This is a genomic window from Cellulomonas sp. WB94 (assembly GCF_003115775.1).
Taxonomy (GTDB): domain Bacteria; phylum Actinomycetota; class Actinomycetes; order Actinomycetales; family Cellulomonadaceae; genus Cellulomonas_A.
The window spans coordinates 1,140,523-1,163,390 of sequence record NZ_QEES01000002.1 but is presented as its reverse complement, the minus strand read 5'-3'; the positions used below and the strand labels follow the sequence as shown (position 1 = coordinate 1,163,390).

General features: G+C 70.2%; 20 protein-coding genes, 2 pseudogenes and 2 riboswitches. Of the genes and pseudogenes, 12 read left to right on the top strand and 10 right to left on the bottom strand.

The annotated features are described in order from the left end of the window. Nucleotides 1-45: 45 nt before the first annotated feature. Nucleotides 46-1,092, bottom strand: coding sequence for an LLM class flavin-dependent oxidoreductase (locus DDP54_RS06525; protein WP_109131064.1), 1,047 nt, complete (start codon nt 1,090-1,092; stop codon nt 46-48). Between the two features lie 235 nt (nt 1,093-1,327). Between DDP54_RS06525 and DDP54_RS06520 the strand changes: the two genes are divergently transcribed. After that, a complete protein-coding gene (locus DDP54_RS06520) occupies nt 1,328-1,909 on the top strand; it encodes an LLM class flavin-dependent oxidoreductase (RefSeq protein ID WP_109131063.1) in 582 nt (193 codons plus the stop codon). A gap of 35 nt (nt 1,910-1,944) precedes the next feature. Here the strand turns inward: DDP54_RS06520 and DDP54_RS06515 are convergent, their stop codons facing one another. The 5 genes and pseudogenes from DDP54_RS06515 to DDP54_RS06495 all read right to left on the bottom strand — a co-directional run bounded on the left by DDP54_RS06515 (nt 1,945) and on the right by DDP54_RS06495 (nt 6,073). After that, on the bottom strand, nt 1,945-2,667 hold the full coding sequence (locus DDP54_RS06515; RefSeq protein ID WP_158274468.1) for an EAL domain-containing protein: 723 nt from the start codon (nt 2,665-2,667) through the stop codon (nt 1,945-1,947). A 131-nt stretch (nt 2,668-2,798) separates the two neighbouring features. Beyond that, nucleotides 2,799-3,293, bottom strand: a pseudogene (locus DDP54_RS18560) (GGDEF domain-containing protein); the annotation flags it as partial. 836 nt (nt 3,294-4,129) lie between these two features. Continuing rightward, nucleotides 4,130-5,305 carry an O-succinylhomoserine sulfhydrylase gene (locus tag DDP54_RS06505; RefSeq protein WP_242448258.1) on the bottom strand — a complete coding sequence of 392 codons (1,176 nt, stop codon included), beginning with the start codon at nt 5,303-5,305 and terminating at the stop codon, nt 4,130-4,132. 103 nt (nt 5,306-5,408) lie between these two features. Further along, on the bottom strand, nt 5,409-5,834 hold the full coding sequence (locus DDP54_RS06500) for a rhodanese-like domain-containing protein (protein ID WP_109131059.1): 426 nt from the start codon (nt 5,832-5,834) through the stop codon (nt 5,409-5,411). Then, a complete protein-coding gene (locus DDP54_RS06495) occupies nt 5,831-6,073 on the bottom strand; it encodes a DUF1737 domain-containing protein (RefSeq protein ID WP_109131058.1) in 243 nt (80 codons plus the stop codon). Before DDP54_RS06495 ends, DDP54_RS06500 begins: the two co-directional genes overlap by 4 nt. Before the next feature lie 4 nt (nt 6,074-6,077). After that, nucleotides 6,078-6,180, bottom strand: a riboswitch (SAM riboswitch). A gap of 116 nt (nt 6,181-6,296) precedes the next feature. Further along, nucleotides 6,297-6,411: riboswitch (SAM riboswitch) on the top strand. 39 nt (nt 6,412-6,450) lie between these two features. Between DDP54_RS06495 and DDP54_RS06490 the strand changes: the two genes are divergently transcribed. Together DDP54_RS06490 and DDP54_RS06485 are read left to right on the top strand one after the other, a co-directional pair. Then, the gene (locus tag DDP54_RS06490) at nt 6,451-7,845 is read left to right on the top strand and encodes an aminotransferase class V-fold PLP-dependent enzyme (RefSeq protein ID WP_109131057.1); all 1,395 of its coding nucleotides are present in this window, start codon (nt 6,451-6,453) and stop codon (nt 7,843-7,845) included. Nucleotides 7,846-7,868: 23 nt separating this feature from the next. Continuing rightward, nucleotides 7,869-9,119 carry an APC family permease gene (locus DDP54_RS06485; RefSeq protein WP_277949584.1) on the top strand — a complete coding sequence of 417 codons (1,251 nt, stop codon included), beginning with the start codon at nt 7,869-7,871 and terminating at the stop codon, nt 9,117-9,119. Here the strand turns inward: DDP54_RS06485 and DDP54_RS06480 are convergent. Then, nucleotides 9,106-9,477 carry a hypothetical protein gene (locus tag DDP54_RS06480; RefSeq protein ID WP_109131056.1) on the bottom strand — a complete coding sequence of 124 codons (372 nt, stop codon included), beginning with the start codon at nt 9,475-9,477 and terminating at the stop codon, nt 9,106-9,108. The genes DDP54_RS06485 and DDP54_RS06480 overlap by 14 nt on opposite strands. A gap of 225 nt (nt 9,478-9,702) precedes the next feature. Then, nucleotides 9,703-10,997: pseudogene (locus tag DDP54_RS06475) on the bottom strand (integrase core domain-containing protein); the annotation flags it as partial. An 893-nt stretch (nt 10,998-11,890) separates the two neighbouring features. Here DDP54_RS06475 and DDP54_RS06470 point away from each other — a divergent pair. Continuing rightward, entirely contained in the window at nt 11,891-12,517 is a 627-nt protein-coding gene (locus DDP54_RS06470) for a hypothetical protein (protein ID WP_146192375.1), read from the top strand. Beyond that, complete coding sequence (locus tag DDP54_RS06465) at nt 12,514-12,816, top strand: hypothetical protein (protein WP_109131053.1); 303 nt, start codon at nt 12,514-12,516, stop codon at nt 12,814-12,816. Before DDP54_RS06470 ends, DDP54_RS06465 begins: the two co-directional genes overlap by 4 nt. On the opposite strand, the gene DDP54_RS06460 is transcribed toward DDP54_RS06465, so the two are convergent. Together DDP54_RS06460 and DDP54_RS17955 are read right to left on the bottom strand one after the other, a co-directional pair. After that, nucleotides 12,786-14,011, bottom strand: a protein-coding gene (locus tag DDP54_RS06460; RefSeq protein WP_109131052.1) for an IS3 family transposase whose coding sequence is annotated in 2 segments (ribosomal slippage) — nt 12,786-13,702 and nt 13,702-14,011 — 1,227 coding nt in all. Because the reading frame shifts where the segments join, the coding sequence is not laid out codon by codon here. The two genes, DDP54_RS06465 and DDP54_RS06460, sit on opposite strands and share 31 nt — an antisense overlap. A 111-nt stretch (nt 14,012-14,122) precedes the next feature. After that, complete coding sequence (locus tag DDP54_RS17955; protein WP_146192374.1) at nt 14,123-14,479, bottom strand: hypothetical protein; 357 nt, start codon at nt 14,477-14,479, stop codon at nt 14,123-14,125. A 284-nt stretch (nt 14,480-14,763) separates the two neighbouring features. Between DDP54_RS17955 and DDP54_RS06455 the strand changes: the two genes are divergently transcribed. From DDP54_RS06455 to DDP54_RS06425, 7 genes are all read left to right on the top strand, one after another. Continuing rightward, nucleotides 14,764-16,410, top strand: a complete 1,647-nt coding sequence (locus DDP54_RS06455) for a glycoside hydrolase family 13 protein (RefSeq protein ID WP_109131051.1) — start codon at nt 14,764-14,766, stop codon at nt 16,408-16,410. A gap of 122 nt (nt 16,411-16,532) precedes the next feature. Continuing rightward, nucleotides 16,533-17,699, top strand: coding sequence for an ABC transporter substrate-binding protein (locus tag DDP54_RS06450; RefSeq protein ID WP_242448257.1), 1,167 nt, complete (start codon nt 16,533-16,535; stop codon nt 17,697-17,699). After that, nucleotides 17,696-18,643, top strand: a complete 948-nt coding sequence (locus DDP54_RS06445) for a sugar ABC transporter permease (RefSeq protein WP_109131049.1) — start codon at nt 17,696-17,698, stop codon at nt 18,641-18,643. Before DDP54_RS06450 ends, DDP54_RS06445 begins: the two co-directional genes overlap by 4 nt. After that, nucleotides 18,640-19,488 (top strand): carbohydrate ABC transporter permease, encoded by an 849-nt coding sequence (locus DDP54_RS06440; protein ID WP_109131048.1) that lies wholly within the window; start codon nt 18,640-18,642, stop codon nt 19,486-19,488. The genes DDP54_RS06445 and DDP54_RS06440 overlap by 4 nt, the downstream gene beginning before the upstream one ends. Before the next feature lie 11 nt (nt 19,489-19,499). Continuing rightward, complete coding sequence (locus tag DDP54_RS06435) at nt 19,500-20,903, top strand: glycoside hydrolase family 13 protein (RefSeq protein ID WP_109131047.1); 1,404 nt, start codon at nt 19,500-19,502, stop codon at nt 20,901-20,903. Next, nucleotides 20,900-21,946 carry a LacI family DNA-binding transcriptional regulator gene (locus DDP54_RS06430; protein ID WP_242448256.1) on the top strand — a complete coding sequence of 349 codons (1,047 nt, stop codon included), beginning with the start codon at nt 20,900-20,902 and terminating at the stop codon, nt 21,944-21,946. The genes DDP54_RS06435 and DDP54_RS06430 overlap by 4 nt, the downstream gene beginning before the upstream one ends. Nucleotides 21,947-22,181: 235 nt before the next feature. Then, the gene (locus tag DDP54_RS06425; protein WP_109131045.1) at nt 22,182-22,802 is read left to right on the top strand and encodes a dihydrofolate reductase family protein; all 621 of its coding nucleotides are present in this window, start codon (nt 22,182-22,184) and stop codon (nt 22,800-22,802) included. Nucleotides 22,803-22,868 lie beyond the last annotated feature (66 nt).

Sequence of the window (22,868 nt, the reverse complement as noted above, 5' to 3'; positions counted from 1 at the left end):
GGGCCGGTCAGGCAGCAGGTCAGGCGAGCCGGTCGGCCGACCCGGTCACACCGCCGGCGCGTCGTGCGCGAGCGCAGCGCGGACGCGGGGTGCGACCACCGTCCCGTACAGCTCGATCGCCCGCATCGTGTGCTCGTGCGGGAGGGCGCCCTGCGAGATCTTCAGGTCGAACCGGTCGAGCCCGAGAACCCGTGCGGAACGGAGGATCTTCTTCGCGACGGTCGTCGGGGAGCCCACATACAGCGCACCGTCGGGCCCGGCCGCCTCCTCGAACGAGGCACGCGTCGGGGGCGGCCAGCCCCGCTCACGGCCCAGGCGCCCGACGTACGTGCGGTAGTGCGGCCACACCTGCTCGAGGGCCTCGTCGTCGGTGTCGGCGATGTGACCCGGCGAGTGCTGCCCGACGAGGCCCGGCCCGGTCCCGAGCTCGGTCAGGGCACGGTGGTACAGCTCGACGAACGGCTGGAAGCGGACGGGGTCGCCGCCGATGATCGCGAGCATGAGGGGCAGCCCGTACCGCGCCGCGCGCACGACCGACTCGGGGCTGCCGCCGACCCCGACCCAGGTGCGCAGGCTCCCGCGCTCGATCGGCGGGTAGACGTGCTGGTCGGTCAGCGGCGGTCGGGTGGTGCCGGACCAGGTCACCGGACCGCCCGCGAGCAGGTGCGTGAACAGGTCGAGCTTCTCCTCGAACAGCACCTCGTACTGGTCGAGGTCGAACCCGAACAGCCCGAACGACTCGACGAACGACCCGCGCCCGACCGTCACCTCGGCGCGCCCGCCCGAGATCGCGTCGAGGGTCGAGAACCGCTCGAACACGCGGATCGGGTCGTCCGACGAGAGCACCGTCACGGCGGACCCGAGCCGGATGTGCTCCGTGCGGGCGGCGATCGCGGCAAGGACCACCTCGGGTGCGGAGACCGCGAAGTCGTCGCGGTGGTGCTCGCCGACCCCGATGGCGTCGAGCCCGACCTGGTCCGCGAGGACCCCCTGCTCGACGACGTTGCGCAGCACCTGCGCCTGGCTGAGGGGGGTGCCGTCGGCGTCCTGCGTGACGTCCCCGAACGTGTCGATGCCGAGCTCGATGGCCATGCGTCCTCCCTCAGAAGCGACTCCGGCCGCGCGGACGGCGGTCAGGTGCCCACGCAACGACCGTAGCAAGCAGGTGTCGACGTTCTGGACGTGGTCTGGGCAGGCGCGACACGACCGGTTAGTATCGGCGCGTGCTCCCGATGCAGACGTGTTGTCGCTGACCTGACAACCCCGCGCGCCCGCGGCCGACCGGCCCCCGCTGCGCACCTGCAAGGAAAACTCCAGGACGCGACCCATGCCTCAGCTCATCCTTGACCGTCCCCGCACGGTCGCCGCCGCACCCGAGTCGGCCGCCGCAGTCGCCGGTCGACCCCGACGGGCGCTCGGCACCGCCGTCGCCGTCGCCGTCCCGTCCCCCCAGCCGGACGGCTCCGCGCCGCTGCAGTTCCGGCCGGAGTCCGAGGCGGGTCTTGCGCTCGGCGCCGCCCGGGCCGACGTCGTGCGGCTGGGGTTCTCGTCGCGGGTCCCGTCGCTCGCGGCGATGCGCCAGCTCGTCGCGGCGGTCGAGGAGGAGATCGCCGCCGTCGGCCGGGACCGCTCGAGCATCCGGATCGTCCTCGACGTCGAGGTCGTGGTGACCGACGACGACGCCGCAGCCCGTCGCAAGCGCGCCCTGCTCGACCACCTCGACGCGCTGGCCGGGATCGCCTGGGCGCCCTCGGTGACGAGGGCCGTCGCGGCACCCTCAGGGCTCGTCGACGCCGCCATGACGCTCGGTGAACGGGTGGGAGTCGATGAGGTGGTGCTCGTCCCGCTCGCCGGGGGCGCGGACGTGCAGCGGCTGCGTCTCCTGGTCGGCGACCTGTGCGCAGCCTGACGCGTCGGCCGTCGGCCGTCGGCCACGGGAGACGGCTACGCCACGTCCAGGGGGACGACGAGGCCGAGGTGGCGGCTGACGCACCACGCCTCGAAGGCGTCGGCGGCGAGCGCCGGCGAGAAGTGGTACCCCTGCGCCTCGTCGCACCCCATGTGCGCCAGGGCGGCGAGGGTCGCCGCGTCCTCCACGCCCTCCGCCACGAGCGTCAGGCCGAGGCTGCGTCCGAGGTCCACGACGCTCCGCACGATCAGTGCCGCGCCGGGCTCCCGGGCCATCGGGATGACGAGTGACAGGTCGATCTTCAGCTCGGAGATCGGCAGCGTGCGGAGCTGGCCGAGGCTCGTGTACCCCGCACCGAAGTCGTCGAGCGAGATCCGGATGCCCAGCGCCGCGAGCTCGCGCAGGACCCGCTCGGCCCGCACGGGCTCGATCATGATCGCCGTCTCGGTCACCTCGAGCTGAAGGAGCTCCGGCTCGACCTCGTGGATGGCGAGGAGGTCCGCGACCTGCACGGCGAGGTCGGGGTCGAGCAGGTTCCGGGCGGACAGGTTGACCGAGACCGGCGTCCGTCGGCCGGCGGACGACCAGGCGCGCACCTGGGCGAGCGCGGTGTCGAGCACCAGGTACATGAGCGGGGAGACGAGGCTGGTGTGCTCGGCGAGCGGGATGAACTCGCCCGGCAGGATGAGCCCGCGTTCGGGGTGCTGCCACCGGACGAGGGCCTCCGCGCCGACGAGTGCGCCGTCCCTGATCCGCACCTTGGGCTGGTAGTGCAGCACGAGTCCTCGTGGTCGATCGCGCGGCGGAGCTCACCGAGCAGCGCGAGCCGCGAGGGGGAGTGCGCGTCGCCGGTCGGGTCGTACACCGACACCCCGATCTGCTCGGTCTTCGCGACGTACATCGCGACGTCAGCGCGCTGCATCAGCGTCGTGCTGTCGCGTCCGTGCTGGCCCGAGACGACGACGCCGATGCTCGCGTCCACGTCCAGGTCGACACCCTCGACGCGGAACGGCGTCCGGAGCGCAGCCAGCACCAGCCGTGCCGCGCGGGTCGCCGCATCGACGCTCGGGACGTCGGGAAGGAGGATGGCGAACTCGTCGCCACCGAGGCGGGACACGGTCGAACGCTCGCCCGCGAACCCGGCCAGCCGCTGCCCGGCCTGGCGCAGCAGCTGGTCGCCGTAGCCGTGCCCGAACGTGTCGTTGATCTCCTTGAACCGGTCGAGGTCGATCAGGAGCAGCGCGGTCTCGGTCCGAGGTCCGTCTCGGTCGTCGGTGTCCAGCGCCTCGTCGAGGCGAGCGGTGAGAAGCGTCCGGTTCGGCAGGCCGGTCAGGGCGTCGTGCAGCGAGTCCTCGACGGCGCGAGCCCGCTCGGTGTCGAGCATCCGGCGGTGCGACCGGATGACCGACAGCAGGCCGGCCGCCACGAGGAGGCCGACGAGGAGGACGGTCGGTGCCAGCCAGCTCGTGATGCTCTCGAGCCGGTTGAGATCGGCGAGCTGGGCGACGGCGGCCTGCTCCCTCTGCGTGGCTGCGCCGGAGACGGTCGTGGACATCGTCTCGAACGCCGGCTCCATCTTCGAGCTGTCGATGAGAAGCACGGTCGCGAGGTCGCCGTCGTCGACGGCCGCGAACATGTGGTCCATCCACATCAGATAGGTGGTGTGGGCGACGCCCACGACGCGCACCCGCGCCCTGTCGTCCGCGTCGCCGTGGATCTCCACCTCGGCGAGCGCTGCGGCGAGGTCGGCCGACGCGTCGTCGAGGCGTGCGCGCACGTCCGGCCCCGGTTCGAGGCGGTACTTGCGCTCGAACGACTCCTCGGCCGCGATGGCGGTCGCGGCGTGGGCGTAGGCACCCGAGAGGTGGATCGCGGCGAGAGCACGGTCGGCTCCCGCCTCGAGCTCGCGCGACGACCACAGGCCGAACACCCCGACCACCGCGATCACGGTGGCGAGGCCGGCGCTCGCCACGGCGACGACCCGCGCCCGAGGGCGCGCATCGCCCGCGGGGTGCGTCATCGACACCCGTCTCCCGGTCATGTGGCTCACGTTCGCGTGCAGGACGACTTCAGCGGTCGATCCCCTGATCGGTCACGGGCGCTCGGGTATGAGCGGCGCGAGGGGCCGTGCCAGGGCACGACTCCTGGGCTCACCCTCGCAGCAGGTGGTCGAGCGCGCGAGAGTGCAGCCTTACCTGAGCCGGATGAAATCCGATCGGCCTACGCGGCTGGACGGCCCGCCCCGAGGCCGTCGAGGGCGCGGGACAGGTCGTCGACGAGGTCCGCGGGGTCCTCGAGCCCGACCGACAGCCGCACGGTCGCCTCGCCGATCCCGACCGCGGCGCGCCCCGCGGGTCCGAGCTTGCGGTGCGTCGTCGTCGCGGGGTGCGTGACGATCGACTTCGCGTCGCCGAGGTTGTTCGAGATGTCGATGACGCGCAGGGCGTCGAGGAAGCCGAACGTGGCCTTCTTGGCGTCGTCGGCGGACGCGTCGTCGGGCACGGCGAGGGCGAAGGTGACAACGGTGCCACCGGCCGTCTGCTGGCGCAGCGCGAGCTCGTGCTGCGGGTGCGAGGCGAGGTACGGGTAGCGGACCGTCGCGATCGCGGGGTGCTGCTCGAGCCACGTCGCGAGCTGCAGCGCGGACGCCGTCTGGTGGCGCACCCGCAGCGACATGGTCTCGAGACCCTTGAGCAGGACCCAGGCGTTGAACGGGCTCAGCGACGGTCCGGTGTTCCGGATGAACGTCTGCACCGACCCGTGGATGAACTCGTCGGTCCCGAGGATCGCGCCGCCGAGCACCCGGCCCTGGCCGTCGATGTGCTTGGTCGCGGAGTACACGATGACGTCCGCGCCGTGCTCGAGCGGCCGGGACAGCACGGGCGTGGCGAACACGTTGTCGACGACGACGACGGCCCCCGCGGCGTGCGCGAGCGCGCTGACGGCCGCGATGTCGACGAGGTCCTGCATCGGGTTGGACGGCGTCTCGAAGAACACGACGTCCGCCGGGGTGGCGAGCGCGGCCTCCCACTGCTCGGGCACGTGCCCGTCGACGTAGTCGGTCCGCACCCCCCACTTCGCGAGGATCTCGTCGAAGATCACGACCGTCGAGCCGAACAGCGCGCGCGACGCGACGATCCGCGACCCGGACCGCACGAGGGCCGCGAGCGCCGTGAAGACCGCCGACATGCCGCTGGCCGTGGCGTACGCGGCCTCGGCGCCCTCGATCAGGCGCAGCCGCTCCTCGAACGTCGAGACCGTCGGGTTGCCGTAGCGCGAGTACAGGAAGCGGTCGACCTCGCCGCCGAAGGCCGCCTCGGCCTCGCCGGCGCTCGGGTACGCATAGCCCTGCGTGAGGAACAGCGCCTCGGACATCTCACCGAACTCGCTGCGCACGAGGCCGCCGCGGACCGCGAGAGTGTCGGGTCGTAGGGAGTCCCGGGGGAGCGGCGGGCGTCCCAGTCGCCCGGACCGGGGGTGCGACGCGCGCCGCCCGCGCTCACGGCTGGGTCCAGGGCAGGCCGGCCGCGCGCCAGCCGTGCGCCCCGCGGTGGCCGTCGGGCCCGACGTCGCCCTCGAACCCCTGGAGCACGTTGTACGCAGGGCCGAAGCCGGCGGCGGTCGCGGCCGTCGCCGCGGCGACCGAGCGCACGCCCGACCGGCACAGGAAGAGGACCGGCCGCTCGTCGCCCGGCGCCAGGCCGGCGGCTGCGAGGGACGCCACGAAGTAGGGGTTGGGCAGGCCGCTCGGGTACGTCACCCACTCGATCAGAGCGGGGCGTCGGCCGAGGGACGACGTGTCGGGGACACCCACGTAGCGCCACTCGGCGTCGGTGCGGACGTCGACGAGCACCGCGCGCTCGTCGGCCGCGAGGACGTCCCAGGCCTGCTGGGGGGTCAGGTCGCCTGCGTACTGCGTGCTCATACGAGCCTCGTCTCGGGGGTCGGGTTGGTGGGCAGGACGACGGCCTGCCCGGCGATCACGCGGTCGCCGTCGAACGTGAGCGTCGGTCCGCCGTGCAGCACGTAGCCGTCGTCGAGCGCGGCACTGATGCGCTCGCAGAACGTCCTGTCGTCGGGTCCGGTCAGCAGGCGGTAGCGGAGTCGGGTCTGGGTCGCCGTCCTCGTGCCGTCGTCGGTCGTGGGGTCAGGTGTCGTGCTCATCACGCCTCCATCGGTCCTGGCGGTAGCACCCTCGGCCGAGCACGGTGCGTGCTCGCGGGTTGCTGCGGCGTCGTCGAGCCAGATCTCTCAGCCGCTCTGGATGGTGACCGCGATCGTACGACCGTCCGGGGATGTGGTCCAGTCCGCGGACAGAGTGTCCGCGATCCGAGACTTCCCGGTTCTCCGTTGACACTGCCGTGCGGGAGCGGCGATCCTCGTCGCAGGTCACGAGTGCCAGCAGAAAGCCCCGGCTTGCTGGCCGGCAACCCTCCTCCGCGGTGGGGTGCCCCGGGTGACGACCTGGCCGTCCGCCGTTCGGTGGACGGCAAGCGCGGGGTGCTGGCCGTCGGCTCCCCACAGATCTGCCGAGGAGTGCCATGTCTGTCACCGCCGAGCGCGCCGTCTGGGCGACCCCGTCCACGCAGCTGCCGCTGCTCCCCGTCGTCGGCTCCGGCACGCAGGTGCCGCTCGTCGACGGCACCGCACGGACCTACGCGAACCTCGACTACGCCGCGAGCGCGCCGGCCCTCGAGGCGGTCGCGGCCCGGGTGACCGAGGTCCTGCCGCTCTACGCCTCGGTGCACCGCGGCGCCGGCTACCTCTCGCAGGTGTCCACGGCGCTGTACGAGGCGTCGCGGCAGACCATCGCGCGGTTCGTGGGCGCCCGGTCCGACGACGTCGCGATCATCACGCGCAACACGACCGACGCGCTCAACCTGCTCGCGAACGTCGTCCCCGCGGGGCCGGACGGCACCCCGGGTCGCGTCCTCGTGCTCGACCTCGAGCACCACGCGAACCTGCTGCCGTGGGGACTGGGGACGGGCCGCGCCTCGACCGTCCTCCCCATCGAGCCGACGGTCGCCGCGACCCTCGCCACCCTCGCCGCCGAGCTGGCGTCCACCGCCTACGCGCTCGTCGCGGTGACCGGCGCGTCCAACGTCACGGGCGAGGCCCTGCCGGTCGCGGATGTCGTCGCGCTCGCGCACACTGCAGGGGCGCGGGTCGTCGTCGACGGCGCGCAGCTCGTCCCTCATCGCGGCTTCTCGCTCACCGCGACCGGTGCGGACTACGTCGCCTTCTCCGGCCACAAGACCTACGCGCCGTTCGGTGCAGGCGCCCTCGTGGGCCGCCGTGACTGGCTGGACGACGGTGCGCCGTACCTCGCAGGGGGAGGTGCGGTGCGTGACGTACGGGCCGACCGGACACTGTGGCAGCCGGCTCCGGCCCGGCACGAAGCCGGGTCCCCGAACGTCATCGGAGCCATCGCGCTCGCCGAGGCCTGCGAGGTCCTTGCTGCGCTGCCCGACGGCGCGCTCGCGGCGCACGAGGTCGCGCTCCGGACCCGACTCGTGGCCGGCCTCGACGCGATCGCCGGGGTCGAGGTCCTGCGCATCTGGCCCGACTCGACCGAGCCCGTCGGGGTCGTGACGTTCACGGTCGAGGGCCACGACCCGGGCCTCGTGGCCGCCTACCTCGCCGCCGAGCACGGCATCGGCGTGCGCGACGGGCGTTTCTGCGCGCACCCGCTGCTCGTGCGGCTGGGGGCACCGGGCGGCGCGATCCGCGCGTCGGTCGGTGTCGGCACTCCTGGCGAGGCGGTCGACCGGCTCCTGAACGCGCTCACCGACTACCTCACGAGCGGCCCCCGCGCCCGGTACGTCGTCGAGGACGGCTGCTGGGTCGTCGCCGACGACACGCGGCCGCTCATCCCGGTGCACGGTCTCGACGGGCTCGCGGCGACCGCGGCGGCGTGCGGCCCCGCCGTCGAGTGAGTGCGGCGCGCTAGCGTCGCACCGTGACGGACCAGCTCGCACGGAGGCTCGGCACCGGCTCTGCCGTGATGATCGGACTCGGCTCGATGCTGGGCGCCGGGGTGTTCGCGGCGTTCGGTCCCGCGGCCCGAGCGGCCGGCAGCGGGCTGCTCGTCGGTCTCGCGATTGCCACCCTGGTCGCCGTCGCCAACGCGACGTCGTCGGCGCAGCTCGCGGCCGTGCACCCGACGTCGGGCGGCACCTACGTGTACGGGCGCGCGCGGCTCGGGCCGTGGTGGGGGTACCTGGCCGGGTGGGGCTTCGTCGTCGGGAAGCTCGCGTCGTGCGCGGCGATGGCGCTCACGTTCGCCGCGTACGTCGCACCGCCCGGGTGGCAGCGACCGTTCGCGGTGGCGGCCGTCGTGGGGCTCGCGGCCGTGAACTACCGCGGGATCACGCGGACGGCGCGGCTGACCGTCGTGCTCGTCGTCGTCGTGCTCGCGGCGCTCGCTGTCCTCGTCGCGGCCAGTGCGGCGGGCGGCGGCGCCGACGTCGACCGGATCGGGCTCGACGGCGTCCTGCACGGCGGGCCGTACGCGATCCTGCAGGCCGCGGGGCTGCTGTTCTTCGCGTTCGCCGGGTACGCGCGGCTCGCGACGCTCGGCGAGGAGGTGCGTGACCCGGCGCGGACGATCCCGCGGGCGATCGTCCTCGCGCTCGCGATCACCGTGGTCGTCTACGGCGTCGTCGCGGTCACGGTCCTCGCGGTCCTCGGGCCCGACGGTGTCGCCGCCGGCTCGACCCCGCTGGCCGCCGCGGCGGCGCGCTCGGGAGCCAGCTGGGTTGGCGCGGTCGTGCGCGTCGGGGCTGCCGCGGCCGCGCTCGGGGCCTTGCTGGCGCTCGTGGCGGGCATCGGGCGGACGACGCTCGCGATGGCCCGTGAGGGTGACCTGCCGCGCTGGCTGGATGCCGTGCACCCGCGCTACCGCGTCCCGCACCACGCCGAGGTCGCGGTGGCGGTCGTCGTGTCAGCGCTCGTCCTGGTCACAGACCTGCGCGGCGCCATCGCGTTCTCGTCGTTCGGGGTCCTGCTGTACTACGCGGTCGCGAACGCCTCGGCTCTGACGCAGCCGGTCGAGCAGCGGCGCTACCCGCGTGCGCTGGCCTGGACCGGGCTCGTGGGGTGCGTGGTGCTCGTCGCGACGCTGCCGCTCGGTGCGGTCGCGACCGGGGTCGCGGTGTTCGCCGTCGGGGTCGCGTTGCGGTGGTGGCGGCTGCGCGTCAGGAGCCGATGACCAGCGCGACGACGACGCCACCGATCCCGAGCAGCACCCCCGCGATCGCCTGGACCCTGCCGACCGGCGCGTACCCGTGCGACGCGAGGGTCGACGCCCGTGGCAGCGCGGCCGCCGAGCACACGATCGCAGCCAACGCCGCCCAGGGGCCGAGGATGAACGCCAGGGCGAGGCCCACGATCCCGAGGGCCAGGCCGACGGTCGCGAGGGTGTTGTTGATGACGGGCGCCGGTGCCGACGGCCCGCTCGCGCCCGGCTGCCGGCCGCTCGACCACACCGGCTCGCCGGTCGACGGGTCAGGGTGCCACCCGGCGGCGGTGGTGCCCGCATCGTCGTCGTGCTCGGAGATCGTCGACATGCCAGCACCCCTCGTCGTGCGTCGACGGCCATTATGGCCGGACGCCGGCAGCCACGCCCGACGCGTCCGACCCGCAGGGCCGAGCAGCGTGCCCGAGGTCAGAGCGACATGGCCCGCATGACGAGCCCCGCGGCGTAGCAGACCATCCCGACGGTGGCCCCCCAGATCGCCAGGGACCTCCCGACGGGTGTGATGTCTCAGGACGTCGGTGACAGTTCTGCGTCGGGACATCGGTGACGGTTGGTGTGTCAGGACATCGGTGAAGGTTCGGGGGTCTTGGGTCGTCGGCCGCGGGGCCGACCGTTGCCGACGTACCTGATGCCGGGCGCCGGGCGGGTGTGCTCGATGAGGATGGTGCCCTGCAGGTCGGTGACCAGGATCTTGTCGCCGTCCTGGACGACGAGGACTTCCTCGCCGGCGCGTTGTCCGTCGACCATGTAGGTGACCTTGCGCAGGCGGATGGCGCCGTTTGGGCGTAGTCGCGTCACGCGGGTGTCGTCGCCGAGCGTCTGCGGGCGTCGTGAGGGTGCGTGCGCGTGCTCGTGTCGCGGCCGGGGTCGGTCGGGCTTGGGGCGGGGCGCGTCGACCGTCGGGGTCGCTTCCCAGGCCGTGCGCGGCGTGATGCGGCCCGGTAGCCCCTGGTGGGGCCGTTCGGTGTTGTAGATGCGGTCGAACTCATCGACCTGGGCCTGTAGCTCGGCGAGCGTGCCGGCCATCGGCTGCTTGTCGAGGTAGCGGAACAAGGTCTGGTGGAAGCGTTCGTTCTTACCCTGCGTGGTCGGCTTGTAGGGCTTGCCGGTGATCGCCTGGACGCCGAGCGCGGACACGTGCGCGACGAGCTGACCGACGTACCCGCGCCGGGACGGGTTCAGCGCGACCCCGTTGTCCGAGAGCAGGCGTTGGGGCACCCCGTGGGCGGCGATGGCCTTGTCCACCACGGTGATGGCGGCGTCCGCGGTCTCGCCCCACGCGACGTGGGACGCGACGGCGAAGCGGGAGTGGTCGTCGATGAGCTGGAAGATCACGCACTTGCGACCGCCGGTCAGTACGTACTCGGTCGCGTCCAACTGCCAGCACGCGTTGGGTGCCGGATACACGAAACGGCGATAGGACACCCTCGGCTTCTTCTTCGGCTCCACCCGCGCGACACCGGCCTCGCGGAAGATCCGGGCCAGCGACGCCGTGGACGGCACCTGCGCGAGGCCCATCGTGTGCATCTTCTCGTGCACGCTGATCGGGCCGTGATCCAGTCCGGAAGCCTCCAGCGCAGCCCTGACGCCGATCGCCTGCGACTTGACCTCGTCGGTCAGCCTCGACGGACTCGACTTCGGACGCCGGGACCGCGGCTCGAGCACCGCAGCCGGCCCCTCGAGCTCGCCGCGCTTGCGCAGCTCGTAGAACGACTTGCGCGATATGCCATGCTCGACGCAGAACGTCGAGACCGCACCCCTGGGCGCGTCATCCGGCCACCGGGCGATCGCGAGACGGACACGGGGATCGATGGGTTCACTGGCAGCCATCCGCCCACCCTCAGGGCAGAAGTGTCACCCCGCAGACCACCAGAACCGTCACCGATGTCCTGACGCAGAACCGTCACCGATGTCCTGGGAGATGACAGGTCAGGACTCGGCGCTGGCCAAGAAGAACTGGGCGCGAGCATGGCTGGCGGCCGGGATGACCGCGCATCCGGTAGTGGACGGCCACCAGCGCACTGTGAGCGCGGTTCGATTCATCCCGATGCCTGACCGGGATTCGTGGTGGTGGCGACGCGAGCGGCTGCGAGCGAGTGCCGGGGGCTGACGACGCCTCGCCGGGGGTCGCTGCTTCAGGGGTGGCCGTCCAGCCTTCGGCGGCGTCGAAGGCGGCCAGACGCGGCATTGGTGGGCGCGGCCTAGCAGAGAGCCGACCAAGAGCCCTACGGGTGTGCGCCAGGACGGCCCAGCTGGTGGCGCGGCGCGATGGGATGCGCGACCAGCGGTCACTTCTGCAGAACCTGTCAAGGGCGGAACGGGTCCAATTTCTCGAGAGGTGGCCCGTTCCTTTGTCGGAGAGCAGGTAGTGACGACGCATCGGAGTGTGAGCAACGTCGCAGGTCACGGTGTTCACTTCGCCATCGGATGAGTTCTCCGCACCGAAATAGATGGCTCCAAGTATTGCTGCCGCCCGTCGGTCGTATATGCCATTATCAAGTGTGCATGAGTCACCCTGAACCTTGAGGTGAACCCGGGCACTGCGCCCCGGACGAACCAAGGAGCACTGCATGTACCAGACGGCGACATACCCGGCCGAGGCGCCGGTGCTGGACTCGGAACCCTCGAAGCGATCCCGGCTTCCACTCATCCTGTTCGGCGCCAGGTCGAAAGCTGACAGCACCGGCTGGACTCACGAGGAGCGCGCCGTTCAAGCCGGCAGCGTGCCGAACGCATCCCACCAGGTCTACCTCGGCCCGCAGATCCCCTACGACCACGCCGGGTCCGACGAGAGCTGGCGTGAGGCAATGGCGGACCTCATGGTCTGGCGCTTCGAGGCAGGCATCGTCCGACTCGGTGGGGTAGTGATCCCCCACTGGGGCCAGTACGACGTGAAGCACCAGCAGCAGCTCGCGGTCGCCGTCCGACACGTGCTGACTCGCGATGAGCACAGCAGCTTCGCCCTGATCGCCGCTGAACCCGCGGGCACCTTCAGGCTCAAGCGGGCTGAGTCACCGCTGCCGATCTACCGAGCGCCCGGCGGCCGCCTCCAGGAGATCCTGCGACCCCCGGCACCCCATAGCGAGGCGAACGTCCTGGAAGACCTCCAAGCACTTGCCCCCACCACTGCACAGCTGATCACGGCCGTCATGTCGAACAGAGCCATCGATCGCCCCACGCGGGGGTTCGCCGCAGCCTGCGAGGTAGCGCGCGTCGCATCGGCGGCCGGCCGGTCCGGACGGTGGATCCGGGCGTACCTGGAGACGTTCGGGTACGTGAACCGCGCGGGCACTTCAGGGCGCTGGCATCCTGCGCGTCTCGCCGAGGCGCTGAACGGTGCGGTCCGATGAGCGCGCTGATCGACCTGCGTGGCACCTACGGATGGCGGCTGTGTGCGCACGCTCGCCGATGCGCGGCTGAACGCGCCGTCCCCGTGCGCACCGTCCTCGAGGTCGTCGCCGACCCGCAGATCACGCGCTCCGCCAACGACTACGGCGAAGGCCGCTTCATCTACACCCGAGGCGACATCTCCGTGGTCGTGGCCCCGGCCACGCGTGTGGTGATCACCGTCCTGTGGCACACGGGGCTTGACCCCCGATGGTGGACACGCGGTGGGTTTCACGCGGCGGTGGCCAGCGTAGCTGCGTAGTGGGTGTTCTCGTAGGCGACGGGGCTGAGGTAGTCGCAGTAGGAGTGGCGGCGGCGGGTGTTGTAGCGGGTGATCCACGCGAACACGACCCGACGTGCGGTGGTCGCATCGGGCCACCCGTGGGAGCCGGCGAGGGTCTCGCGCTTGAGGGAGGCGTTGAAGGACTCGGCCATCGCGTTGTCCGCAGAGGTCCCCACCGCGCCCATCGAGCGGGTCACGCCCAGCCGCTCGCAGAGCGCGGTGTAGTCCTTGGCGACGTACTGACCGCCGTGGTCGCTGTGAAAGATCGCCCCGGCCAGCGACCCGCGTTCGCGGGCAGCTGCGCGCAGGGCGTCGGCGACCAGGTCGGTGCGCATGTGGTCGGCGATCGACCAGCCGACCAGGCGCCGGGAGTAGCAGTCGATCACGGTGGCCAGGTAGAGGAACTGCCCGGCCCCGCAGGGCAGGTACGTGATGTCCCCGACGTACTTCATGTTCGGTGCGTGGGCCGTGAAGTCCCGGCCGAGCAGGTCCGGGACCAGCTGGCCGTCCGGGTCGGGCACGGTGGTGCGCACCCGCCGGCGCAGCCGGATCCCGGCGATGTGATGGGCGCGCATCACCCGGGCGACACGCTTGTGGTTGACCCGCTCCTGCTCGCCGGCGCCGTCGTTGAGCTCGGCGGTGATCCGCGGCGCCCCGCACGCACTGTCGGTGGCGTGCACCGCGGCGATCCGCGCGGCCAGGGCCGCATCGGCCGCCTGGCGTGCCGCGCGGGCCGGGGCTGCGGACAGCCACTTATAGAACGAGGACCGTGCGACCTGAACGACCTGGCACAACCGCTTCACCTCGAAGGTGGACTGGTGGTCGGCGACGAACTGGAAGCGGCTCACCAGTTCGTCTCCCCGGCGAAATACTTCGCCGCCGCGCGCAAGATCTCCCGCTCGGTGCTCAGCTTGCGCTCGGAGTCCTCCAGCTCACGCACCCGCGAGCGAAGTCGCACGAGCTCCTGCTCGGGTGTCTCACCCGGCGGCGGGGCCGTCGATGCCGGCCGGGACTGCCCGCGGATCGCCACCCCAGCGGCCTTGATCCAACCCGACAGGGTCGTGTCCATGATCCCCAGATCAGCCGCGATCCCCGCGACCGTCGCTGTCGGCGTCGAGCGGTACAGCTCGACCGCATCGCGGCGGAACTCCGCCGAGTACGTCTTCCTCGCCATGATCAGATCTTCTCGCTTCCTCCAGGCCAGACCTGGAATCAGCGTGTCCACCCTCAGGGGTCAAGGCCCCACCTACGACGTGTGGACCACTGAGGAGTTCCGCGCCCGCAGTCACCCGCTTGCGATACGCCGGGCGGACTCCGGGCCCGGGTGCGGATCGGGGCTGGCGTCGTCAGCGACCGGTCGTTCGGCTGCGTGACTCATCGGCACCTCAAGCTGAGTCCCGAGCACGGTGCTCACATCCATCCGCTCATCACCGCAGGTCAGCGGTCTGCAGGTGGCAGTCCGCCGACGCCCTGCATTGGATCTGCCGATTCGCCCTTGCTGCAGCGCGCACACGAAGTCGTCGCGATGCGTGTCGGTCACGTCGATCTCTAAGCCCGCGTCCGGCCGGCCGAACCGGCAGGTCCGTGCATCGTGGCCGCCGTCGGGGTCGTCAGCAAGTTCGATGCAGGGGTGAAGAGCCACCCCGCAACCATGATGGGCCGAGTCCCGCGCCATGCCGGGCAGGCGCCCTTGCAGACACCGCTTGGCCGTCGAGGGACAGCTCCAAGACAGGTGCCCCGCGTCGCCAACTGGGTCTTGACACCGGTCGCACTCCCTCTGCTACGGTGTTAGTAAATCGAATTACTAACGCAGCGGCGAGCCGTGAGGTGGGCCGTTCCACCGTCCCAGCTCACGGTCCCCTCCCGGGTCGTGGCCCGGACTTCTCGGACGAACCAACAGGAGTGCAAGGCAATGGAGCGTGCGTCGTGAGTTGGATCGACGAGGCGGTCGTGTACCAGGTGTACCTCCGCTCGTTCGCGGACGGGAACGGGGACGGGGTCGGTGACTTCGCGGGCTTGACCGCTCACCTCGACCACGTGGCGTCTCTCGACGTCGACGCGCTCTGGTTGAGCCCGTGCTTCCAGTCACCGCAGGCAGACCATGGGTACGACGTGGCGGACTACACGCAGATCGATCCCCTGTTCGGGACCGTTGCGGAGCTGGAAGCCTTCGTGACCGCCGCACACGCCCGTGGGCTGCGCGTGATGCTCGACCTGGTCCCGAACCACTGTTCGGTTGAGCACGCATGGTTTCGTGAGGCCGTCGGCGCACCGGCTGGCTCCCAGGCCAGGTCCAGGTTCCATTTTTCCGACGGGCGCGGACCCAACGGGGCGCTCCCGCCGAACAACTGGGGCAGCGTGTTCGGCGGCGCTGCCTGGACCCGGCTTCCCGACGGGCAGTGGTACCTGCACTCGTTCGACTCCTCCCAGCCGGACTTCAACTGGGGCTGCGACGAGGTGCTCGAGATGATGGATGACGTCTTGAGGTTCTGGTTCGACCGGGGCGTTGACGGGTTCCGCGTCGATGTAGCGCACGGGCTCGTCAAGCAGGACGGGCTTCCGGACTGGAACGGTGCACCGGGGACGAGCAACGAGTTCATGTGGAACCAGCCCGGCGTGCACGACGTGTACCGGCGCTGGCGCAAGATTGCTGACGAGTATGGCGCGTGCTTCGTGGGTGAAGTCTGGGTCGCGTCGACCGCAGACCTGGTCGCGTACGCATCCCCGGATGAGCTTGGGCAGGCGTTCGACTTCCACTTGCTGGTGCAGCCCTGGCATGCCGCGTCGATCCGCGGTGCCGTTGAGCACGGTCTTCGGCCGGGCACCGCGTGGGCCCTGGCCAACCACGACGTGCACCGGCCGGCAACCCGTTACGGGCAGCAGCAGGTGATCCAGGCGCCAGATCCGGCGGACATGCTTGCCTCCGCGCGCCGTCGCGGGCCGGTCGATCTGCCGCTTGGTCGTCGCCGCGCGGTCGCCGCTTCTTTGCTGATGCTGGCGCTGCCGGGCGCTGCGTACCTGTACCAGGGTGACGAGCTGGCGCTCCCGGAGGTCCTTGATCTGCCGGATCACGTACGGCAGGACCCGATCTGGGTCCGGTCCGGTGGATCCGAGCTGGGCCGTGACGGGTGCCGCGTACCGATGCCGTGGACTGCAGAGCCGGCGACGTTCGGCTTCACTGACGCGGCCAGCGCGTGGCTGCCGCAGCCCGGGCTGTTCGGGGCGCTCAGCGTGGAGGTCCAGGAGCGGGACCCGTGGTCCCCGCTTGGAGTGGTTCGCCGGGCCGTACACGCCCGCACGCGTACGGGGTTGTTCGCCGGCGATGACCTGACGTGGCTGGAAGCCGGGCACGACGTCGTCGCCTTCCGCCGCGGCGACGGCGTGTGCGTGGTCAACACCTCAGCGCGCGAGCTGGTCCTTCCCGACGCCTGGGGCACCGTGCGGGTGTCCAGCGCGCCGATCAACGGCAGGATTCTCCCCACGGATGCCTGCGCGTGGTTGTCCGTCGCCGAGTGCGACGGCGTTTCACCTTCACCTACGCCGGCGACCGTCGGCATGACAAAGGAGCAATGATGCTTCGCAGGACTGCACTGGCATCGAGTATCGCCATTGGTCTGTTGACCGTGGCTGCGTGCGCACCTGGATCGACACCAACCAGCGCGGCGACGACGAGCGCGCCCGCCAAGCCCGTCACCGTGAACGTGTGGCACTACTGGGACGGCGCCAATGCCGACACCTTCCAGGCCATGGCCGACGAGTACTCCAAGAGCCACCCCGGCGTGACGGTCAAGGCAGTGAACATCCCCAGCTCGGACCTGATCACCAAGATCCAGACGTCCGCCAAGACCGACACGTTGCCGTCGATGGCGATCATGGACCTGGTCTCGGTCCCGCAGGTCGCACAGACCGGCAAGCTCGTCGACCTCAAGCCGCTGATCGACTCGGCAACGATGTCCGACATCTACCCGGCGCTGCTGGACTTCGGCAAGGACGGGGACAAGCAGTACGCCGTCCCGGTGTCCACCAACAACCTCGGGTACATGTACAACAAGGACCTGTACAAGAAAGCCGGGCTCAACCCGGATAGCCCTCCAAAGACCTGGGAGGACCTGGTAACCCAGGCGCAGCAGATCAAGGACAAGACCGGCGAACCCGGTGTCGAGCTGTACACGCAGGCGGGGGACTCCGGGGAGGGTCTGACCTGGAACTTCCAGGTGAGCCTGTGGCAGGCCGGTGGTGAGTTCCTCAGTGCCGACAACAAGACCGCGGCGTTCAACACCGCGGCGGGCAAGAAGGCGCTGCAGTTCTGGGTCGACCTGCTGAACAAGGGCCTGGCGCCTCGCACGCAGTGGGGCGCGTTCGAGAAGGGCAACGCCGGCGGCGCGCAGGAGGGTGCCTGGATGGTCGGGATCTGGAAGTCCGACCCGCCGTTCGACTTCGGCGCGGCCACCGTCCCGTACCCCTCGGACGGCAAGCCCGCCACGAACATGGGTGGTGAGCGTGCCGTCGTCTTCACCTCCGACGAAGCCACGCAGAAGGCCTCTGCTGACTTCCTGACCTGGTTCCTGGCCCCCGAGCAGGTCACCTCCTGGAGCGAGAAGACGGGCATGCTGCCCGTGCGCAAGGCCGTGGGCGACTCCGCCGCGTACAAGCAGTGGATCGCCACGACCGAGCCACGCATGCAGCCCTTCGTCGACCAGCTGGCCACGGCCAAGTCCCGGCCCAACACCCCGCTGTACCCGCAGGTGTCGCTGGCCTTCGCCAAGCAGATCGAGAAGGCTCTGGCCGGTCAGGTCTCCGTGGACGACGCGCTGAAGGGCGCCGAGACGGACGTCAACGCTGTTCTCACCACCGGTCGATGACCATCGTGTCGACCACCGCGCCGGCCGTCGGGAGCTCCCTGGAGCGCACCCGGCGGTCGGTGCGGGACCGGTATAGCCGGCGCGAGGTCCTCACCGCGGTCGGGTTCCTCGTCCCGGCGCTGATCATCCTGGGCACGTTCGTGATCTACCCCATCGTGTCGGGCGGGTTGCTCAGCCTCACGTCGTGGAACGGCTTCGGCACTGCCCAGAAGTTCGTCGGCCTGGACAACTACGCCCGGATGCTCGCCGACCACGAGTTCTGGAACTCCCTCGTCGTCACAGTCATCTACGCCTTCGGTGTCAGCGTCCTGTCAGTGGCCTCCGGTCTGGGCATCGCCTTGCTGCTGGACGCACCGTTGCGTGGCCGGGCGATCTACCGCGGCATCTACTTCCTGCCAGTCGTCACGTCATCGGTGGCGGCGGCAATCGTCTGGCGGTACATGCTCGACCCGTCCGGCGTGATCAACAGAGCCCTGGAATGGATCGGCATGCCGACCGTCGACTGGCTCAACCAACGCTGGACGGCACTGGGCGCACTGACGTTGCTCACCGTCTGGAAGAACCTCGGCTTCAACGCGATCTTGTACCTGACCGCGCTGCAGGCCCTGCCGGTCTCCTTGACCGAGGCGGCGCAGCTGGACGGAGCGAGCCTTTGGCAACGGATCCGCTGGATTACCGTGCCGCTCCTGCGGCCCATGACCTTCTTCGTGGTCATCCAGGCCCTCATCACCGCCTTCCAGTCCTTCGATCTCGTCTACGTGCTGACCGGAGGCGGACCCACCGGAGGAACCGAGGTGCTCGGGATGCTCATGTACCGCTACGCCTTCAAGCTCGGCGAGTTCGGCTACGGGGCGGCGATCGCCTTCGCGACCCTCGCGCTGATGCTGGGCGTCACGCTCGTGCAGTGGAAGGCCACCGGCTCGGGGGAGTCTGATCTGGCATGAGCGCGACCTCGACCACGACCGCTCGGCGCCCCGGGCACACCCGCTGGGGCACTGCGGCCCGTCACACGCTACTGATCTTCGGCAGCGCCACAGTCATCGTGCCGTTCGTGTGGATGTTCCTCACCTCGGTGAAGAAGCGCTCGGAGATATTCACCCGGGTCTGGCCCACTGAGTGGCACTGGGAGAACTACGTCCACGCATGGCAGGCGGCCCCGTTCAGCCGCTACTACTTCAACAGCATCGTGATGACCATCGGCATCGTCCTGGGACACCTCGTGCTGGACTCGCTGGCCGCATACGCCTTCGCGCGATTGCGCTTCCCAGCGAAGAACGCGATCTTCCTGCTCCTTCTGGCCACGATGATGGTGCCGCAATTCGTCACGATCATCCCGGCGTTCTCCCTGGTCGTGCAGTTCCACTGGACGGACACCTACTGGGCGTTGATCGTCCCGAGGCTGGCCGACGTGTTCGGCATCGTCCTGCTGAGACAGTACTTCTCGACCATCCCGAAGGAGATCGAGGAGGCCGCTCAGCTGGACGGCTGCGGACGCGTGCGCACGTTCCTTCAAGTGGTCGTCCCGCTGTCCACGGCGTCCCTGGCCACGCTCGCGATCTTCGCGATGCTGTTCGCCTGGAACGACTTCCTGTGGCCCCTGCTGGTCACCAACGGCGATGACATGCGCACCATCCAGATCGGGCTAGCGGCGTTCCAAGGCCGCTACGCCACCTCGTGGAACTATCTGATGGCGGGCACCTTGACGTCCGCTATCCCGACTATCGTCATGTTCTTGATCTTTCAGCGGGCCCTGATCCGCGGTGTCGCCGGTACCGGCGTGAAAGGATGAACCCGCACATCATGAGCAGCTCGCAGGCCGCCACCCCGGCGTCCGTACCAGCCTGGGTCCAGGACGCCGTCTTCTACCAGATCTTCCCCGATCGGTTCGCCAACGCCGACCCCGCGCTCAACCCGCCCGACGTGCGGGCCTGGGACTCACCCCCGGCCCGGGACGGATTTCTTGGTGGTGACCTGGCGGGAATCGTCGCGCATCTGGACCACATAGTCGACCTGGGTGCGAATGCCCTGTATCTGACGCCAATTTTCGCCGCGGGCACCAACCACCGCTACGACGCCCACGACTACTTCACGATCGACCCCCTCTTGGGAGACCTCGGCTCGTTCCGCGAACTGATTCGTGAGGCGCACGCACGAGGCGTCCGGGTGGTGCTCGACGCCGTGCTCAACCACTGCGGCGTCGGCCACTGGGCATTCCAGGACGTCGTCGCCAACGGTGCCCAGTCCCCGTACGTGAACTGGTTCTACGTGGAGGACCTTCCGGTGGTGCAACGGCCGGTCCCCAACTACGGCACGTGTTCGGGCTGCTGGTACCTGCCCAAGTGGAACCTGCACAACCCCGAGGTCCGCGAGCACCACCTGAAGGTGGCCCGCTACTGGCTCGAGCAGGGGATCGACGGGTGGCGGCTCGACGTGCCGTACTTCGTCCCCACGGCCTTCTGGCGGGAGTTCCGCCGCGTCGTCAAGGAGGTCAACCCCGAGGCGTACATCGTCGCCGAGGAGTGGCGCTCGCCGACCCAGTGGTTGGCCGGCGACACCGCCGACGGGACCATGAACTACACGCTGCGCGACCTGGTGCTCGGCTTCACCGCCGACCGCAAGCAGGACGCGAGGACCTTCGCCGCCGGAATGAACGACCTGCGAGACCAGGTCCCGCACCACGCCCGCCCGAGCATGCTGAACTTGTTGGGCAGCCACGACACCGAACGACTCGTCACCCGGCACGGGGACGACGCGGTCGCGACTCGGCTCGCGCTCACTCTGCTCACCACCGCACCGGGAGTGCCGATGGTCTACTACGGCGACGAGATCGGCATGGCCGGGGACAACGACCCGGGGTGCCGGGCGGGCATGGAGTGGCAGAAGGATCGCTGGGACACCGAGACGCTGCAGTGGCTGACCTCACTCCTGGCGCTTCGGGCCAAGCTGCCGGCTCTTCGCAAGGGAACGGACGAGTACCCCTACGCGGTAGGCGACGTCGTGGTGCGGCGCCGGACGCTCGACGACGACGTCGTTCTCGTGGCGGTCAACCGTGGACCGGTCGATGTGGACGTCCCCCGGTCAGCCGTCGGGAACGTGGACCTGGTCGAGGCGTGGCCCGCTGCGGGCCCATCCATTCCGGCCGATGCAGCACTGCGGGTCCCGGGACGTTCGGCCGTGGTCTGGACGACAGGGCAGCGCCCGTGAGCCCCCGCCGAGCCACGATGGCCGACGTCGCGGCCAAGGCAAACGTCTCCAAGACCGCGGTCTCGTTCGCCTTCAACAACCCGTCGCGACTGTCCGAGGCGACCCTCCAGCAGATCCTCGCGGTTGCCGAGGAGCTCGGCTACGTTCGTGATCCGGCCGCGCGGATGCTGCGGACAGGCCGCACCAACTCCCTGGGGGTGCTCCTGCCGCAGCAGATCGACGCAACTCTCGAGAACCCCTACTACACCCAGTTCTTCCGAGGCATCGGTCAAACGTGCCACCAGGAAGGGCTGTCCATGCTCCTCGTGCCTCCGCTGCGCGGATCCATGCTCAAAGCGATCCCCTACGCGGCGGTCGACGGCTTCGTCGTCTGCGGCCTGGAAGCCGACCGCGGCGAGGTCCAGGCGCTGCGCCAACGGTGCATCCCGTTCGTGCTCGTCGACAGCGACGAGACCGACGGTGTCTCATGCATCGACGTGGACGAAGAGAACGGGATGCGGGAGGTCGCCGAGTACATCCTCAGCCAGGGCCACCGCCGAATCCTCGTGCTCGCATTCGAGTCCGGAACCACAGGCGGCCCGACGGGCTGGCACGGACCTCTCTCTCGACGCAAGCGTGGAGTTGACCAGGCTCTCGAGAACTACGGCCTGGCGATCGACGATCCTCGGGTTCAGATCCGCGAGATCCCGTGTACCCGCGCGGGCGGTGCGGCGGCACTGCGGGACGTCTGGCTGCATGGTGAGCACCCGACTGCGGTGATCACCTTCTCCGACATCATCGCCTTCGGCGTGCTCGACGCGGCGCATGAGCTAGGCATCGACGTGCCCGGCGAGCTCTCCGTCACCGGATTCGACGACCTGCCCGAGTCCGAGTGGGCGCGCCCCGGACTGACCACTGCACGCCAACCCATAGAGGCAAAGGGACGACTGGCCTCCGAGTACCTCGTCGACGCCATCGCAGCCCACGACAGCCAGTTGCACCGTCGTCGGCTCCACACCACTCTCGTGATCCGAGACTCCGTAACAGCTCCCCGCCCCGCCTGACGAGTCGAGACAACACAACCCCCAGCATCAAGGACGTGTTGCGACGTCCGCTGGAACCCACCCCTCGGATGGAAGGCCCCGATCGACGTCTTCACCCCCGCACTGGCACGATGAACACCGTCAACGTTGCGACGATGACTCGAATCCGCCCCAGAATCCGCCCAGCACCAGGGGGTCAATATTCGCCCGGCGTTGACACGAGGTGCGGGCGCGGTGACGACCCCGGAGGATCCCCATGGCAACGATCGTCTCGACCTTGTTCATGTCGCTCGACGGTGTCGTCGAGATCGACCCGGCATGGCACTTCCCGTACTTCGACGAGCACATGGGTGCGGCCGTCGGCGAGGACTACGAGGGCGCGGACGCGCTCCTGCTTGGGCGCGTGACCTACGACAGCTTCGCGGGAGCGTGGCCGGAACGGGAGACTGCTGGCGGTGAGGACGCGACCTTCGCGGCGCAGCTCGGTGACACCCGCAAGGTCGTCGCGACAAGGGGGGACCAGGACCTCGGCTGGCGGAACGTCGAGGCGGTGCACGACGACCTGGTCGGGGCGGTGCGGGCGCTCGGGGCCGAGCCCGGCGTCGACAAGATCGTCGTCCCGGGGTCGATCTCGATCGTGCGGCAGCTGCTCGCGGCGGGCCTGCTCGACGAGCTGCGCCTGCTGGTGCACCCGGTGGCGGCCCGCAAGGGCGAGCGGCTCTTCGACGAGGGCGAGCCGATCTACCCGCTGCGGCTGCTGCGCTCGGAGACGTTCCCGACCGGAGTCGTCCGCCTCATCTACGCGCCGAGCGCACTTCCCGGCACGCAGCAGTACGAGGACGTCACCGACAATCTGTCGGGCGCAGGCCTGGACTGATCGGATCGGCGCGAAGCACGCCGACAATGCCGACTCTTCGAATACAACCGGGGTACCGAACAGGCC